Genomic DNA, 17,097 nt, shown 5'->3' with positions numbered 1-17,097 from the left:
AGCAACCGACGACTTGGCAACCGACACCAAAAGAGGAAAGCGCTATGGCGGAACTGACCATCCAGGACCTGATCGACGTGTTCAACCGCAGCATCGGCGACCAGGACCCGGTCGAGCCGGAAGGCGACCCGTCGGACCTGACGTTCGCCGCGCTCGGCTTCGACTCGCTGACCACGCTCAACGCCGTGCGGCGGATCGAGCGCAAGCACGGCATCGAGCTCGGAGAGAACGTGGTCAGCGAGGCGAGGACCCCCCGCCAACTGCTCGACCGCGTCAACACCGCCCTCACCGGCGTTTGAGGAGGAACGGCGATGTGCGGGATAACCGGATGGGTGGCGCACGGCGAGGACCTCGCCCGGCACCGCCCGGTCGTGCAGGCGATGACCGACACCATGGGCTGCCGCGGCCCCGACGCGGAGGGAGTCTGGATCGACGGGCCAGCCGCGTTCGGCCACCGCAGGCTCTCCATCATCGACCCTGCGGGCGGTACGCAGCCCATGGTCGCCGAGCGCGAAGGCCAGACGCTGGCCGTGCTGACGTTCTGCGGTGAGATCTACAACTACCAGGAGCTCCGCCAGGAACTGGCGGCGCTGGGGCACGAGTTCCGCACCCGCAGCGACACCGAGGTCGTGCTCACCGCTTACCTGCAGTGGGGCGCGGGCTTCGCCGCCCGGCTCAACGGCATGTTCGCCATCGGGTTGTGGGACGCGGCCACCCGCGAATTGCTGCTGGTGCGCGACCCGATCGGTGTCAAGCCGCTGTACTACGCGCGCACGCCGAACGGTGTGCTGTTCGGCTCGGAGCCCAAGGCCGTGCTGGCCAACCGCGCCGTGCCGCGCCGTGTCGATGCCCAGGGCCTCGCCGAGATCCTCGACATGGTCAAAACCCCGGAGATCACCCCGTTCTCCGGCCTCTCCGAGGTCCGGCCCGGCCAGATATTGCGGGTGACCGAGGGCGGCGTGACCAAGACGCGGTACTGGCAGCTCACCGCTCGCGAGCACACCGACGACCTCGACACCACCATCGGCACCGTCCGCGGCCTGCTGGAGGACATCGTGTCCCGCCAGCTCATCGCGGACGTCCCGGTCGCCACGCTGCTCTCCGGCGGCCTGGACTCGTCAGCGATCACCGCGCTGGCCCAACGCGCGCTCGCCGCCGAGGGCCGTGGCCCGTTGAGGTCGTACTCGGTTGACTTCCAGGGCGCGGCTGACCAGTTTGAGCCCGACGCGGTGCGCGGCACGGCCGACGCGCCGTACGTGCGCGACTTCGTCGCCCAGGTGGGCACCGACCACCGTGAGGTGCTCCTCAACAGTGCGGAGCTGGCCGACCCGGCCGTACGGGCGGCGATCCTCGGCGCCACCGACCTGCCGCCCGCGTACTGGGGCGACCTGTGGCCGTCGCTGTACCTGCTGTGCCGGGAGATACGACAGCGGGCGACCGTGGTCCTGTCTGGCGAGTCCGCCGACGAGTTGTTCGGCGGCTACCGGTGGTATCAGCGGGAGGAAGCGGTCAACGCGCCGACGTTCCCGTGGCTCACCCCGGGCTCGGCGCGCATATTCGGCGGCAGCTCGCTGATCGACCAGGGCCTGCTGGAGAAGCTGGACCTCGCGGGCTACCGCCAGGACCGCTACGCCGACGCCGTCGCCGAGGTGCCGGTGCTGCCCGGCGAGAATGCCGTCGACCGGCGGATGCGCGAGGTCACCTACCTCAACATCACCCGGTTCATGCAGGCTGTGCTCGACCGCAAGGACCGTATGAGCATGGCCGTCGGCCTGGAGGTCCGCGTCCCGTTCTGCGACCACCGCCTGATGGACTACGTGTTCAACGTGCCGTGGGCGATGAAGTCCTTCGACGGCAGGGAGAAGAGCCTGCTGCGCGCCGCCACCCGCGACGTGCTGCCGAACTCCATCCTGGAGCGCACCAAGACGCCGTTTCCGGCCACCCAGGACACCCGGTACGAGCAGGCCCTCCGCGCCGAGCTGCGCGAGGTGCTGGCCGACCCGGACTCCCCCGTGCGGCCCTTGCTGAACACCACCAGGGTCACTCGGGTCTTGAACCGCGAACTGGAGGACGTCAGCCTCCCGCATGATCGCGGCGGCCTGGAGATGGTTCTGTGGCTCAACCGATGGCTGACCTCCTATGACGTGACCGTGGACGTCTGAGCCACCTTGCGTGCCGACCGACCCGAGGGCGGTCGGCACGCAAGGTACGGAGGGCGGGACACCGTCCCGCCCTCCGTACCGTTTGATCCGACTGTACGTATTACATAAGGGGAATTGATGGCGAACCGATCCAGCGCGGAACACAAGCTATGGATGCGGAACTTCCATCCGCCGTCGCCCGGCGCACCGCGCCTTGTCTGTCTGCCGCACGCGGGGGGCTCCGCGAGCTTCTACTTCCCCGTATCGGCAGCGCTGGCGCCAGAGGTGGAAGTCCTCGCGGTGCAGTATCCCGGCCGCCAGGACCGGCGGCTGGATCCTCCTTGCGAGTCCGTCGAGGCCCTCGCGGACGAGCTGTTCAGCGTGCTGGACCCCCAGGACGACACCCCCCTCGCCCTGTTCGGGCACAGCATGGGCGCTGTCGTCGGCTTCGAGCTTGCCCGCCGTCTGGAAGCCGCCGGGCGCCCACTTGCCGTGCTCTTCGCTTCCGGACGCAGGGGCCCGTCCCGGGTGCGCAACGAATCCGTCCACCAGCGCGACGACGCGGGTCTGTTGGAGGAGGTCAAGAAACTCAACGGCACCGACGTCGCTCTGCTGGACGACGAGGAGATGCTGCAAATGATCATGCCGGCGATCCGCGCCGACTACCGGCTCGTGGAGACCTATCAGCGTGGCCCGGGGCCGCGGTTGAGCTGCCCCGTCGTCGCGATGACCGGTGACGCCGATCCCAGGGTGACGATCGACGAAGCGCGGAGCTGGGCAGAGGAGACCAGCGGCGCGTTCGAGCTCCTGGTGCACCCGGGCGGCCACTTCTACCTGGCGCCGCAGCAGCGTGCCGTCAACGCCCAGATCGCGGAGTACCTGCGCAGGATCGCTCCGCGCACGGAAGCCTAGGCGTGAGACCCATGAACGACCCACGGCCCGGCCGACTGCTCGCGGTGAGTGACCTGCATGTCTCTCACGCCGAGAACCGGCGTATCGTCGAGGAACTGAAGCCGGAATCCGAGGGCGACTGGCTGATCGTCGCTGGCGACGTCGGTGAGCTGACCACGGACATCGAGTGGGCCCTGACCCAGCTGAGCGGCCGTTTCGCCGGTGTGGTGTGGGCGCCGGGGAACCACGAGTTGTGGACCCACCCAGCGGACCCGGTCCAGCTGCGCGGGCAAGCCCGCTACGACCATGTGGTCGAACTCTGCCGGACTTTGGGAGTGCACACACCAGAAGACCCCTATCCAGTCTGGCACGGAGCCGGCGGCCCGGTGACGGTGGCTCCGCTGTTCCTGCTGTACGACTACAGTTTCCGGGCGCCCGGGCTCAGCCAGGAACAGGCGCTCGCCCGCGCCTATGACGCCGGAGTGGTCTGCAGCGACGAGTTCCTGTTGCACCCGGATCCTTTCCCGAGCCGCGAGGCCTGGTGCCACGCCCGCGTCCGGGCCACCGAGAAGCGGCTCGCCGCATGTGATCCGGAAAGCCCCTTGGTCCTGGTGAATCACTTCCCCCTCGTACGGGAGCCCACCTCGGTGCTGTACTTCCCCGAGTTCGCCCAGTGGTGCGGTACCGAGCTGACCGCCGACTGGCATCGCAGGTTCCGTACCGTGGCTGCGGTGTACGGACACCTGCACATCCCGCGCGCCACCAGCTATGACGGTGTGCCCTTCATGGAGGTCTCACTCGGATATCCCCGCGAGTGGCGCAGGAGGGGTCTGCCGAGGACGCTGCTGCGCCCGGTACTTCCGGAACAGGCGCGCGGATGATAGGCGACCTGCTCCCGGCCGGCGTCCACTACGCGGAGTCCCGCACCGACCTGATGGATGAGCCGCTCCACCCGGATGAGGAACGTCACATCGCGCTGTCGGTCGACAGTCGTCGACGGGAGTTCACCACGACACGCGCCTGCGCGCGCAAGGCGCTGGCCCACCTGGGCGTTCCGTCCGTACCGATCCTGCCGGGGCCGCGGGGTGCGCCGCAGTGGCCGGTGGGCGTTGTAGGCAGCATGACTCACTGCGCTGGCTACCGCGCCGCGGCGGTGGCCCGCTCGGGTGAGGCCTTGACCATTGGCATCGATGCCGAGCCGAACGAACCCTTGCCGGACGGAGTCCTGGAGGCCATCGCCCTCCCGCAGGAGGCAGTGGCCATTCGCGCGCTTCGGCGCGCGAACGCAGGCGTGTGTTGGGACAGGCTGCTGTTCAGTGCGAAGGAGTCCGTCTACAAGGCGTGGTTTCCGCTGACCGGCCGGTTCCTTTCCTTCGAGGATGCGTCGATCACTTGGGATGTTCCGGGCGGCAGCCGCACGAACACGTCGGGTGGCTTCCGGGCCGAGCTCCTCGTCGAAGGTCCATGGCCCACGGGTCGCTGGCTGCCCGGACGCTGGAGCGTTCAAGACGGACTGCTCTGCACCTCGATCGTCCTGCCCGCCCTGAGCGGGGTTTCTGTCCCGATGAATGTCCGTAGCTCAGCTCATCTGAGGAGAACACGTGAAGGACATAGTCAGTGCCATCCTCTCGGGGGAAGCGACCGCTGATGACATTCGCAGCCTGCCGATCCCCGAAAGCTATCGGGCGACAGTCGTCCGCAAGGACGAGGCCGAGATCTTCGAGGGTATGAATTCCGCGGACAAGGACCCGCGCAAATCCCTCCACCTGGACGAGGTGCCGGTTCCCGAGCTGGGACCCGGCGAAGCACTGGTTGCGGTGATGGCCAGTTCGATCAACTACAACACCGTGTGGAGCTCGATCTTCGAACCGCTGCCCACCTTCGGCTTCCTGGAGCGCTACGGAAAGCAGCAGCCGCAGGGCCGACGCCACGACCTGCCGTATCACGTCCTCGGCTCGGATCTCGCGGGCGTGGTGTTGCGCACCGGCCCGGGTGTGAACGCGTGGCAGCCGGGCGATGAGGTCGTCGCGCACTGTCTGTCGGTCGAGCTGGAGTCGTCGGACGGGCACAACGACACGATGCTCGACCCTCAGCAGCGCATCTGGGGCTTCGAGACCAACTTCGGCGGGCTCGCCGAGATCGCGCTGGTCAAGTCCAACCAGCTGATGCCCAAGGCCAGGCACCTGACCTGGGAGGAGGCCGCCTCCCAGGGCCTGGTCAACTCCACCGCCTACCGCCAGTTGGTCTCCCGCAACGGCGCCGGCATGAAGCAGGGCGACAACGTGCTGATCTGGGGCGCGAGCGGTGGCCTAGGATCGTACGCGACCCAACTCGCGCTGGCCGGCGGTGCCGTCCCGGTGTGTGTGGTCTCCAGTTCGGAGAAGGCCGAGATTTGCCGTGACATGGGGGCCGAGGCGGTTATCGACCGCAACGTCGAGGGTTACAAGTTCTGGAAGGACGAGCACACCCAGGACCCGCGGGAGTGGAAGCGCTTCGGTAAACGGATTCGCGATCTGACCGGAGGCGAGGACGTGGACATCGTCTTCGAGCACCCGGGTCGTGAGACCTTCGGGGCCAGCGTCTATGTCGCCCGAAAGGGCGGCACCATCGTGACCTGTGCCTCCACGTCGGGCTACACCCATGAATACGACAACCGGTACCTATGGATGTCACTCAAGCGGATAGTCGGCTCACACTTCGCCAACTATCGTGAGGCCTGGGAGGCCAACCGCCTTGTCATGAAGGGCAAGATCCATCCCACACTCTCCAGGACCTACTCCCTGGAGGAGACCGGACAAGCGGCCTATGACGTCCATAGAAACCTGCACCAGGGCAAGGTCGGAGTGCTCGGCCTCGCCCCCCGGGAGGGCCTGGGAGTACGCGACGAGGAACTGCGCACACAGCACCTCGACGCCATCAACCGTTTCCGGAAGCCTGCCGAGGAGCCGAGAGACTGAGTGAAGGCCCCGCCGCACAGCCACGGACCATGTGCGAAGGGGCCTGACGCCCGAAGGGTTGCGGCACCGAAACTGTGCGCCACCTCGCAACGACATTTCCCTGGGTGTGGTCCGTCTCTGGAGACGGACCACACCCACATCTATTCACCGACTTCTGCACGGTGGATCCAGGCGCGGGCGAGTACGGCCGCCGTCGCGGTGGAGACGCTCAGCGATCCCTTCGCAAGGCCTGGATGAGCCAGGTGTACACGGGGATCAGGCCCGGTACCACCTGCCAGTCGTTGACGATCCACACCAGCCGCCAGTACTCATCCACGCGGGGGTCATAGGCCACTTCGAACTGCTGGGCCATCCAGTCCCGAAATTCCGCGTCAGGGGCGCGTGTGAACACCTCGGCGAATCGCTGCACGAGGTCGTCGATGATGGGCGTGGCCTCGTCGCTGAGCGGGTCGATGCCAGACTCCCTGACCTCGGCGAGCTTCTGACGGGTGAACTCCATCAGTTCGTCGCCGACTTCGGTCTCGATGCTGAGCGTGTGCTGATTGGCCTGGTAGCTGGCCGTCCGGTGCATACGGGTCCGGAAGTCCTCGTCACCGAGCAGCTCGGCGAGCTCCAACCAGGCGGCGACCTGGTCGGTGGACGGATCCTCCGGAAGATCAGGGGTGGCAGCGCGAACCATGGCCACCGCACTCGGGTCGGCGCTCTCCGTGCCGAAGGTGCCATCGATGAAATCGTCGATCAGGCGTCGGCGCTCCTCGCGGGACAATTGCGTGAGCTTGTGCATGAGCTTGGTCTCCTTGGGACTGGATCCGAATCTGGCCGCAGCTCGCAGGACACTCCGACGCAGTTGCAACATTTGGATCTGGACGTCTATGGCATCGGCATGCGCCGAGGCGACTTCCGCCATCGAGAGTTCGCAGTTCAGCACCCGTTGGACCGTGGTGAGGTCGATCCCCAACTCACGTAACGCGCGAACGAGTTCCAGACGAAGCAGTGCGTCGAGGTCGTACAGCCGGTATCCGGCGGGAGTGCGACTGGTCGGCGCAACCACCTTCGCATCGGAGTAGAACCGGATTGTCCTTACTGACAAACCGGTGCGCCGGGAGAGTTCCCCGATTGAGTAGAGAGTCGCGCCGTCCATGTCTCCTACCCTGATGTCTCCAGCCACTGGAGAGTCAAGGCTACTTTGAACCGTCCGGACCGAGCCCGTCGATCACCCGGTTCCCCAGACCCGTCCTGGGTCATTCACAGCCGACCGCCGACCGCCGACCGCCGACCGCCGACCCCCGACCGCCCACCGGCGAACCGCGCGGCACGGAAGTCTTGTACCGAGACAGGAAGCCGTCGCTTGCCGCCGGGGGTCGGTCCCGTGCAGACGCTCACGGTTACCGGCGGGCCGTGACACACTCCGCACGCAACGCACAGTCCACGAGCATCGACCGCCGGGATGGGCCGTGCTGACCTGGCCCTATGAGGGCTGGGGCTTCCCCTTCCGGTGCGTTCGGAGCACTCTATCCGTGAGGGGGAGCCGAGTCCGGGGTCAGGAGGCCCGAGATGTAGGCTTACGTCGGGATTGATGTGCATCGCTGCCGGTCGCAGATCGCCGTGCGGGACGGGAGCGGTCGGACGGCGGTGAACCGGAATGTGCTCAAGGGGCGCGAGGCGGTGCTGGGAGCGATCGGGGATCTGCCCGTGGGCCCGCCGGTGGCGTGCGAGGTCGTGTTCGGCTGGGGCTGGCTGATCGAGCCGCTCCAGGGCTGCGGCTTCGAGCCGCCGGAAGATCGCCACCGTCGGGGTGGCTCGCAAACTGCTCACCCACGTCTACCACGTGCTCCGCGAGGCGGAGGCGCCGCAGCCGAAGGAGCCGTGCACCACGCCGTGACGGCCACCCCTGATGGACGGGACGCCAAGCCCCCGGCGAGCTCGCAAACGTGCACGAGCCGACCCCGGCCGCGCTCGTTGACCTGAGCTCAATGTGATCGTGCTGGGCGTCAATGCCGAACAACCTCGACGACCCGCTATCAAGAGTGGGCTGAGCCTCCCGCATCGTCTCGACTCGCTTGGCCCCTCGCCTCCTTCCGAGCAAGTCCGGGGCAGACGGTCACCGCGGACTATCCCGACGTCAGGCCGGTGGGGGTCAATTCCTGGCGGGGAATGCTTCGTCAAGCGTGGGGACGACGAGGTGGCCGGACGTCAGCGCTTTCCGGGCGTGGTCGACAGGCAGGTACCGCCCCTGCTGGATCACCGGCGTGATCTTGTCGATTGTGTCGGCCTCGCTGAGCTTGATCTTTAACCTCGCCGGTCACCCGACCTGCTGATCTTGGTTTGTTCCCGGGACAGCAGGGCGGCCGTTCTTCACGCTTCGAGGTGTCGAGCAACGTCGCGTGAAGGAACGGCCGCTGGTGAAGAGTCTCGCCGTTGAACGGTCCGCTGATGCCGCGTTGGGTGTCCTGTCCCACTTTCGTGTCCAGTTCTACGACTGCCTCTACACCCGGGCGGATGCGCTCTTCGAGCTCACCGACGCGGTGCTGTGCTCGGACGGCCCGGTGACCTCGCTGGTCGAGCTGACGCTCACGGCTGAGCACCGGCGTGGGCACGGGGCGATGTACGATGCGGTCAACCACGGCTGGCTGGAGCCGCGCCGCTTGCGCAGGCTGCCGGCCTCCACGCCGCTGCCGCGTGCCGCCGACGGGCGGATCGTGCTCGCGGTGGACGTGAGCAACTGGCTGCGTCCCGACGCCCCCACCAGCCCGGAGTTGCTGTTCTGCCACGTCTACGGGCGGGGCCGCAGCGCGGATCAGTTCATCCCCGGCCGGCCCTACTCCTTCATCGCCGCGCTGGAGACGGGACGCACGTCCTGGACGGCCGTGCTGGACGCGATCCGGCTGGGGCCGTGCGACGATGCCACCGTGGTGACCGCCAGCCAGCTGCGCGAGGTGGTCACCCGGCTGGTGCACGCCGGGCAGTGGCGGCCGGGCGACGCGGACATCCTAGTCGTCATGGACACCGGCTACGACGTCGCCCGCCTCGCCTATGTCCTGGCCGACCTGCCCGTCGAGCTGGTCGGCCGGCTGCGCTCGGACCGTGTCATGCTCCGGGATGCCGGCCCACGCCGCTCCACCCCGCGCGGCGGACAGCCCCGCAAGCACGGCGGCGTCCTCACCTTCGCCAAACCCGAAACATGGCACACCCCTGATCAAGCCACGCCGTGCGACACCACTCGCTACGGCACGGCCGAAGCCCTCGCCTGGGACCGGATGCACCCCCGATTGCAGGCCCGTGGCCCCTGGCTCGACCACTGTGGCGAACTCCCCTTGGTCCACGGCACGTTGATCCGGCTGAAGGTCGAGCACCTGCCCGGTGACCGCGACCCGAAGCCGGTATGGCTGTGGTCCTCGCGCACCGGGATGACCGGCCAGGACGTCGATGTGCGCTGGCAGGCGTTCCTCCGCAGGTTCGATCTTGAACATACCTTCCGGCTGTTCAAACAGACCCTGGGCTGGACCGTCCCCAAGGTCCGCGATCCGCACACGGCCGACCTGTGGACGTGGCTGATCATCGCCGCCCACACCCAACTCCGCCTTGCCCGGCAGCTGCACAGCGCACGGATACCGATGCGCGAGGTATCACCAGTCACTTGCGCTCACCGCCCGGGGTCGGCAAGACCATGCTGTTCGTCGCGCTCGGGCGGGTGGCCCTGCCCATGCCCGCCCGTCCTCCCGGCGGCGTACCAAGGCCGCCTGCGCAGACACCCCGAGGTCGCCAGCGCTGTGACGATCACCCGGCTCTACCTCGGAGACGATGGGCGACGTAGCGTTCGGCTCGTTGGGCGGTCCGACGACGGCCGGATCACAGGCTTCATTCGGCCAGCGCATCGCATGCAGAGGTGTCCTGGGCGACTGACGCGTTCCTGAAGTGTGGCTGCTGCTGGTGCGTCGGTTACAGGCGCTTCGCTGTGCGGTCGCGCAGCAGCAGCCACTGACTGGCGTCGGGGCCGCCTGAGCGCGCGGCCGGTCCGTGCAGCAGCACGGCGTAGGCCGCCCTCTCCGCCTTGCTGGGGGCGGCATACTGGCCTGGCGCCTCCGGGGTCGGGAAGGACCTCGTCATGCCTTTCCAGGCGTTGTCCGCGTTCGGAGTGCTGAGCATCGGCCCTCCTGGGCTCAATAGGGTCAGGCAGTGAAGTACAAGCACGCGTGTGTGCAGCCCCGGTAGGGGGTGACCGTCCACTCGAAGGGCATGCGCGAGGCCCCCGGTACCCGGTTCACGATCGAGCGGGCCCGGATCTCGTGGAAGGTGATGCCACGGAACTCCGGGGTGTCGAACGTACGGGTGGTCACCGCGTCCGCGCCGAACAGCGCGGCGTCCCGGGCGCGGTCCCCGGCGGGGTCCGCTGTGAGGTTGTCCCAGCGCATGACGCCTCCTCGATAGCACTGGCCACAGAATAGAACACATGTTCCCTTGATCGTGCGACCGCAATTTCGGGGCCCCGATTTGGGGCGTCGGGCCGCCGGGTGGTTGGCTTGCCGCACACCCCGAGTCACCAAGTGCTGGAGGAAGTGCAATGGCGCAGGTCGAGGCCACGACGGAGCGGGTCATCGCGGCGGACGCGGAGGCGGTGTTCGACGCCCTGGCCGACTACAGCGGCACGCGCGCGAAACTGCTGCCCGAGCACTTCAGCGAGTACGAGGTGCGCGAGGGCGGCGACGGCGAGGGCACCCTCGTCCACTGGACGCTCCAGGCCACCAGCAAGCGCGTGCGCGACTGCCTGCTCGAGGTCACCGAGCCCACCGACGGCGAGCTCGTCGAGAAGGACCGCAACTCCTCCATGGTCACCACCTGGCGGGTCACCCCGGCCGGCGAGGGCAAGTCCCGCGTCGTCGTCACCACCGTCTGGGACGGTGCGGGCGGCATCGGCGGCTTCTTCGAGAAGACCTTCGCGCCCAAGGGTCTCGGCAGGATCTACGACCTGGTGCTCGACAAGCTCGCCACCGAGACGCAGAAGTAGCCCGGACCTACGCCTCTTTGACGGCCGCACGGCCCAAGAGGCAACTTTCCGGGGCGCGTTGTCACTCTCACCGGTTCGAGTGGATCTCCTCGCGACGCGGCGGTACGCCGTAACTCGTCGCGCTTGCTCACAGTTGTCGCGATAAGCGGGAATTGTGCGGTGGGCGCGACGAGGGGAGCGGTACGTGGGCGGGATCACTCTGGTGCAGGACGAACCGGCTGCCGCGCCGCCGCGGCACTCCCCTCCACCGGCCCCCGGGACCGCCCGGCTGAACCCGCGCCAGGTACGGCTGGTCTTCTTCGGGCTCATGCTCGCGCTGCTGCTCGCCGCCCTCGACCAGATGATCGTGGCCACCGCGCTCCCGAAGATCGTCGGTGAGCTGCACGGCCTGGGCAGGATGTCCTGTGCGATCACCGCCTATCTGCTCACCTCCACCGTCGGACTCCCCGTCTACGGCAAGCTCGGCGACCTCTTCGGCCGCAAGGGCGTCTTCCAGTTCGCGATCGTCGTCTTCGTGGCCGGTTCGGCGTGCTCGGGACGCGCCCAGAGCATGGACCAGCTGATCGCCTTCCGCGCGATCCAGGGCGTCGGCGCAGGCGGCCTCATGATCGGCGTGCAGGCGATCATCGCGGACATCGTGCCGCCTCGCGAGCGCGGCCGCTTCATGGGCCTGATCGGCGCCGCCTTCGGCCTCGCCTCGGTCGCCGGGCCCCTCCTGGGCGGCTATTTCACCGACCACCTCTCCTGGCGCTGGTGCTTCTACATCAACGTGCCCTTCGGCCTGCTCACCCTGGCCGTCGTCACCGTCGTGCTGAAACTGCCCAGGCCCCCCGCGCGCGGACGCGTCGACGTACTCGGTGTGCTGCTGCTGGCCGCCGCGTCGACCTGCCTGGTCCTGCTGACCAGTTGGGGCGGCACCGAGTACGCCTGGGGCTCACGGGTCATCATGGGGCTCGGCGCGGGCGCGCTCCTCGCGACCGTCCTCTTCTTCGCCGCCGAGCGCTTCGCCACCGAACCCCTCATCCCGCCGAGGCTGTTCAAGGACGGCGTCTTCAACATCACCGCCCTGGTGGGGCTCGTCATCGGCGTCGCCCTCTTCGGAGCGGCCAGCTATCTGCCGACCTTCCTGCAGATGGTCGACGGGGCCAGCGCCACCGAGTCCGGACTCCTGATGCTCCCCATGATGGGCGGCATCGTCGGCGCCTCCGTCGTCTGCGGACAGCTCATCAGCCGCACCGGCCGCTACAAGATCTATCCGGTCCTCGGCAGCGCCCTGTCGGCCCTCGGCATGTGGCTCCTGTCCCGCCTCGAAGTCGACACGCCCCGACTGCAGTACAGCATCTGGATGGCCGTCCTCGGCGCGGGCATCGGCATGGTGATGCCGGTCCTGGTCCTCGCCGTGCAGAACTCCGTGCGCCCCGCCGACCTCGGCTCCGCGACCAGCGCCAACAACTATTTCCGGCAGATCGGCGGCAGCGTCGGCGCCGCCATCTTCGGCACGCTGTTCGCCCACCGGCTCTCGGACGCGCTCGCCGACCGCCTGCCCCGGCGCGCGGGCACCGGCCTGCCCGACCCCGAGTCCATCACCCCGCAGCTCGTCCACTCCCTGCCCGGGGCCCTGCGCGACGCCTACGTCCGCGCCTACGCGGACGCCATGCCGCGGATCTTCCTCTATCTCGTCCCGGTGCTCGTCCTGGGCCTGCTCATCGCCTGCTTCCTCAAGGAGAAACCGCTGGTGTCCCACAACGCCCCCATCGCCGACCCGGAAGCCCCACGGATGAACGCCCCGATCCCGCAGGCCCGTTCGTCCCACACCGCCGGGATCCCCGTCTGCGGCACCGTGCAGCACCCCGACGGGACCGTCGTGCCGCGCGCCGCGCTCACCCTCATCGACATCGCAGGACAGCAGATCGGACGGGGCGCCAGCGGCGAGGACGGCCGGTACGCGCTGTCCACGCCCGGATCGGGGTCGTACGTCCTGATCGCCGCGGCCGGCGGCCACCAGCCGCAGGCCGTCTCGGTGACCATCGGCGAGCGCCCCGTGGAACTGGACGTCGTCCTCGGCGGCGCGGGACGCCTCGCCGGGAGCGTGCTGACCGCGGACGGCAGCCCCGTGCGCGACGCCACCGTCACGCTCACCAACGTCCACGGGGAAGTCGTGGCCACCACCCGCAGCGGGCGCGAAGGCGGCTATGTCATCACGGAGCTGGTGGCGGGCGAGTACACCCTCGCCGCCAGCGCGCCCGCGTTCCGCCCGGCCGCCCTGCCCGTCAGCGTGCAGGCCTCGCGCGAGACCCGCCAGGACGTCGAACTCGCGGGCGGCGCCGTGCTGCGCGGCACCGTGCGGGCGGGCGGCGGCCGGCCCGTCGAGGACGCGCGGGTGACGCTCCTGGACGCCGCGGGGAACGTGGTGGACACCCTCACCACCGGTGCGGACGGGGCGTTCCGGTTCGTCGACCTGTCCTCCGGCGAGTACACCGTCATCGCGGCCGGGTACCCGCCGGTGGCCACGGTGCTCCAGGTGGCCGGGGGTGGCAGGACCGAGCGGGATCTGCAGTTGGGGCACGAGGACTAGGAGGGCGAGGACCGGCCGAGTCCGTCGGCCGCGGGTCGTCCGTGGCTGGTCGCGCCGTTCCCCGCGCCCCTCGCGGGGCGCCGAAGGCGCCCCCGGGCGCAATTCGCGTAATGCCACACATCGCGACCGGCCGTGGTCGTACCGTGGGTCGTGGCGGCACAGATCTTGCGGACTCGGGAAAAGAGGGCCTGAGCCATGGACCATGGCACCGAGACGGGTTCGCTTCCTGGCCCCTGGGCTGGGAACGGCGTGGTGGAGCACACCGACGCCGGGCGTATCCCGCTGGCTGTGGTCGTCGTCGATCGCGACGGACTGGTGTCCCACTGGAGCAAGGGCGCCCGGCGCCAGTTCGGTGTGCCCAAGGAGGAAGCGGTGGGCCGCCCCGCCGTCGACCTGCTCCCCGTCTCCGGCGCGCTCCCCGAGGACGAGATCGCGCCCTACGGGGCGTACGCGGCGTACGACGGACTCGGCCCCGGCCTGGAGTCCTCCCTCGGCGGACGGTTCTCCTACCCGGCCGCCGGACGCGCCCGGCTCACCGTGCCCGAGCGGGACCGCGTGGACGTCCTGTGGTGGGCGTACCCGCTGGTCGGCCCCGGGCCGGAGCGGCTGCTGGTGCTCGCCGCCGACGCGGACGCGCTTCGCCACGAGGACGACGAGGTGGCCGTCGAGCGCATCGCGCCCGGCTTCGCGCTGCACACCGACTTCCCCGGCGCCGAGGAACTGGCCCGGGGACTGCCCGAGATCCTGCCCAGCATGAGCGTGGGCGAGGGCGCCCGCATCGTCTCCCAGGTCCTCGAACTGGGCTACCCCGTCCTGGAGTTCAGCCAGAACGACCGGGTGCCGGTGACTCCCGACTGGGGCGTGCCCCGGCGCGCCGAACGCAAGGCGCGCCGTGAGCGGGCGGCGCGCGCGGCGGCCACCGGCGAGCTCCTGCCGCAGGAACTCCAGGACGAGGAGGTCGAGGACCTCGAGTACGTCGCCGTCCGCGAACGCCTGGAGTTCCTCAACGAGGTCAGCGGGCGCATAGGTACCTCGCTCGACCTCGCGCAGACGATCCTCGAGGTCAGCCGGGCCGTGGTACCACGCTTCACGGACGTGGCGGGCACCTATCTGCGCGAACAGGTCGTCGCCGGTGAGGGCTTCCCCGACGGTGTGCCCGACACGACCACCATGTGGCACCGCGTCGCCCTCGAACACACCGACGAGCCGGGCCGCTGGGACGACGTCGTGCCGGTCGGCGAGGCCATGCCGTTCCCCGCGCACACACCGTTCTTCCAGTGCATGACCACCGGTGAAACCGTCCTCGTGCCGCGCATCAGCGAGCAGATGGGGCACATGATCGCCGCGCAGTTCGAGAAGCGCGACATCAGGCCGCTGATCACCCACCGCTCCATGCTGGTCGTGCCCCTGAAGGCCCGCAACGTGGTCCTCGGGTTCATGATCCTGCTGCGCCACCCGGAGCGCGTCGAGTTCAACGACATGGACCGGGCCACCGGCGCCGAACTCGCGGCCCGCGCGGGCCTCGTCCTCGACAACGCGCGCATGTACACCTACCAGGAGAGCGTCGCCGAGACCCTCCAGGACAGCATGCTGCCGCACATCGCGCCCCGCATGGCCGGCTGTGACATCGCCACCCGCTATCTGCCCGGCACCCTGCTGGGACGCGTCGGCGGCGACTGGTTCGACTCGGTGAAACTGCCCGGCTCCCGCACCGCCCTCGTCGTCGGCGACGTGATGGGCCACGGCCTCAACTCGGCCGCGATGATGGGCCAGTTGCGTACGGCGGTGCAGACCATGGCGGCGCTCGACCTGCCGCCCGCCCAACTCCTGCGCAGCCTCGACGATCTGGCCCAGCGGCTCGGCGAGCACTACCTCGCGACCTGTCTGTACGCGGTCTACGACCCTATCGCCGGCGAGCTGGAGATCGCCAACGCGGGCCACATCCCGCCCGTCCTGGTCCGGGCCGAGGACGGCCACAGCGAACTGCTCGACCTGCCGACCGGCGCGCCCATCGGGGTCGGCGGCGTGCCCTTCGAGTCGGTACGCGTGCCGGTGGCACCCGGCGACCGGCTCGTGATGTGCACCGACGGCCTGGTCGAGGTGCGTGGCGAGGACATCGGCGTCGGCCTCGCCACGCTCTGCGAGTCCGCCGCCCACCCGGCCGCGTCCATGGACGACGCCTGCGACACGATCATCCGCTCCCTCAACACCCGTGGCGGCCGCAAGGACGACGTGGCCTTGCTGATGGCCCGGCTCAACGGCATCGAACCGGAGGACGTCGCCGAGTGGCGGCTCTCGCTCGACCCGGTCGAGGCCCGCCGGGCCCGCGCCGTGGTCCGCGAACAGCTCCACGAGTGGGGCCTGGCCCGGCTGGCCGACCCGGCCGAGTCGATGGTCAGCGAGCTGGTGACCAACGCCGTACGGCACGCGCACAGCCGCCGGATCGAACTGCGGCTCGTGCGCGGCGACACTCTGCTGTGCGAGGTGGCCGACGACGACCACACCCTGCCGACGCTGCTCAGCGCGAGCCCCGGCGACGAGTTCGGCCGCGGTCTGCGTATCGTCAGCACGCTGGCCCGCGAGTGGGGCACGAGCCGTACCAGCGCCGGCAAGACCGTGTGGTTCGAGCTGACCCTGCCGAGGCGCTGACCCGGGGGCGCGTACCGGCGTACACGGATCGCAATGAACCGTGCAGGAATGCGCCGCAGGCTTGTCGACGCACGCCCGGCGCGATAGACCGATCCCGCCCGTCATCGTCGGCGGGCCGCGGTGGCGACCTGGGGAGTGGGCATGAGCGTGACACATCGGTACAGGGAGGCCTGGGAGGGCTTCTGGCGCGAGGCCCCCGACGAGCAGGGAGCCGTCTTCTGGGACGCCGACCCCGCACTGACCGCGGGTGTCCACCTCGCCCTCTTCGAGCCGTACCTGTCGGCTCACGATCTGCCGGTCGTGGACCTGGGCTGCGGCAACGGCACCCAGACCCGCTTCCTGGCCGACCGCTTCCGCCATGTGGTCGGCGCCGAGCTCTCGGCCGCCGCTCTCGAGCACGCCCGCCTCGCCGATCCGGCGGGCCAGGCGACGTACCGGCTGCTCGACGCGGCCGAGAAGACCGAGGCGCAGACCCTGCACGCGGAGCTGGGCGACGCCAACGTCTATATGCGGGGCGTGCTCCACCAGTGCGAGCCGGACGACCGCCAGCCGCTGGTGGACGCCCTCGCCACCCTGGTGGGGGAGCGCGGCCGGGTCTTTCTCGTCGAACTCTCCGAAGCCGCCCGGCCGGTCCTGATGGGACTGGCCCGGAGCTCCGACGGACCGCCGCCCAAACTGGCCCCCATCTTCCGGCACGGCATCGCGCCCGGGGAGGTGTCCGACGACGCGGTCCCCGACTACCTTGGCGCGGCGGGGCTCACCGTCCTCGCGAGCGGGGAACTCCCCCTTGTGACCACCGAGTTCACGCCCGAGGGTGCGCGGATCGAGCTGCCGTCGAAGTGGCTGGTGGCAGGACGCACGGCCGGCTGAGCCGCACGC

Annotated in this window: 12 protein-coding genes and 2 pseudogenes; 11 read left to right on the top strand and 3 right to left on the bottom strand. The window is 69.3% G+C overall.

Annotation, left to right across the window (positions count from 1 at the left end; all coding sequences use genetic code 11):
• The first annotated feature begins 44 nt into the window (after positions 1–44).
• The 6 genes from ACZ69M_RS10070 to ccrA all read left to right on the top strand — a co-directional run bounded on the left by ACZ69M_RS10070 (position 45) and on the right by ccrA (position 5,989).
• Entirely contained in the window at positions 45–299 is a 255-nt protein-coding gene (locus ACZ69M_RS10070) for an acyl carrier protein (RefSeq protein ID WP_470048340.1), read from the top strand.
• Between the two features lie 12 nt (positions 300–311).
• Positions 312–2,162: an asparagine synthase (glutamine-hydrolyzing) gene (asnB, locus tag ACZ69M_RS10065; RefSeq protein ID WP_470048338.1), complete on the top strand. Its 1,851-nt coding sequence runs from the start codon at positions 312–314 to the stop codon at positions 2,160–2,162.
• 117 nt (positions 2,163–2,279) lie between these two features.
• Positions 2,280–3,053 carry a thioesterase II family protein gene (locus ACZ69M_RS10060; RefSeq protein ID WP_470048336.1) on the top strand — a complete coding sequence of 258 codons (774 nt, stop codon included), beginning with the start codon at positions 2,280–2,282 and terminating at the stop codon, positions 3,051–3,053.
• An 11-nt stretch (positions 3,054–3,064) separates the two neighbouring features.
• Positions 3,065–3,913 carry a metallophosphoesterase family protein gene (locus ACZ69M_RS10055; RefSeq protein ID WP_470048334.1) on the top strand — a complete coding sequence of 283 codons (849 nt, stop codon included), beginning with the start codon at positions 3,065–3,067 and terminating at the stop codon, positions 3,911–3,913.
• Entirely contained in the window at positions 3,910–4,680 is a 771-nt protein-coding gene (locus tag ACZ69M_RS10050) for a 4'-phosphopantetheinyl transferase family protein (protein ID WP_470048332.1), read from the top strand. Before ACZ69M_RS10055 ends, ACZ69M_RS10050 begins: the two co-directional genes overlap by 4 nt.
• Positions 4,634–5,989, top strand: a complete 1,356-nt coding sequence (gene ccrA, locus ACZ69M_RS10045) for a crotonyl-CoA carboxylase/reductase (RefSeq protein WP_470048330.1) — start codon at positions 4,634–4,636, stop codon at positions 5,987–5,989. The genes ACZ69M_RS10050 and ccrA overlap by 47 nt, the downstream gene beginning before the upstream one ends.
• Before the next feature lie 208 nt (positions 5,990–6,197).
• Here ccrA and ACZ69M_RS10040 read toward each other — a convergent pair whose 3' ends face one another.
• Entirely contained in the window at positions 6,198–7,130 is a 933-nt protein-coding gene (locus tag ACZ69M_RS10040; protein WP_470048329.1) for a helix-turn-helix domain-containing protein, read from the bottom strand.
• Positions 7,131–8,430: 1,300 nt separating this feature from the next.
• Between ACZ69M_RS10040 and ACZ69M_RS10035 the strand changes: the two are divergent.
• Positions 8,431–9,585 (top strand): annotated as a pseudogene (locus ACZ69M_RS10035) (NF041680 family putative transposase); the annotation flags it as partial.
• 343 nt (positions 9,586–9,928) lie between these two features.
• On the opposite strand, the gene ACZ69M_RS10030 reads toward ACZ69M_RS10035, so the two are convergent.
• On the bottom strand, positions 9,929–10,135 hold the full coding sequence (locus ACZ69M_RS10030; RefSeq protein WP_470048327.1) for a hypothetical protein: 207 nt from the start codon (positions 10,133–10,135) through the stop codon (positions 9,929–9,931).
• 35 nt (positions 10,136–10,170) lie between these two features.
• Positions 10,171–10,401: pseudogene (locus tag ACZ69M_RS10025) on the bottom strand (Rv2578c family radical SAM protein); the annotation flags it as partial.
• 149 nt (positions 10,402–10,550) lie between these two features.
• Here ACZ69M_RS10025 and ACZ69M_RS10020 point away from each other — a divergent pair.
• The 4 genes from ACZ69M_RS10020 (at position 10,551) to ACZ69M_RS10005 (ending at position 17,088) form a co-directional block, all read left to right on the top strand.
• Entirely contained in the window at positions 10,551–10,994 is a 444-nt protein-coding gene (locus ACZ69M_RS10020; protein ID WP_470048325.1) for an SRPBCC family protein, read from the top strand.
• A 184-nt stretch (positions 10,995–11,178) separates the two neighbouring features.
• Complete coding sequence (locus ACZ69M_RS10015) at positions 11,179–13,569, top strand: MFS transporter (RefSeq protein ID WP_470048323.1); 2,391 nt, start codon at positions 11,179–11,181, stop codon at positions 13,567–13,569.
• Positions 13,570–13,764: 195 nt separating this feature from the next.
• Positions 13,765–16,218, top strand: a complete 2,454-nt coding sequence (locus ACZ69M_RS10010) for an ATP-binding SpoIIE family protein phosphatase (protein WP_470048321.1) — start codon at positions 13,765–13,767, stop codon at positions 16,216–16,218.
• Between the two features lie 141 nt (positions 16,219–16,359).
• Positions 16,360–17,088 (top strand): class I SAM-dependent methyltransferase, encoded by a 729-nt coding sequence (locus ACZ69M_RS10005; protein ID WP_470048319.1) that lies wholly within the window; start codon positions 16,360–16,362, stop codon positions 17,086–17,088.
• Positions 17,089–17,097: the final 9 nt, after the last annotated feature.

Source organism: Streptomyces sp. NPDC107454 (assembly GCF_055582885.1).
Note: the sequence above shows the minus strand (reverse complement) of the source record. Positions and strands in the feature narration are given on the sequence as shown.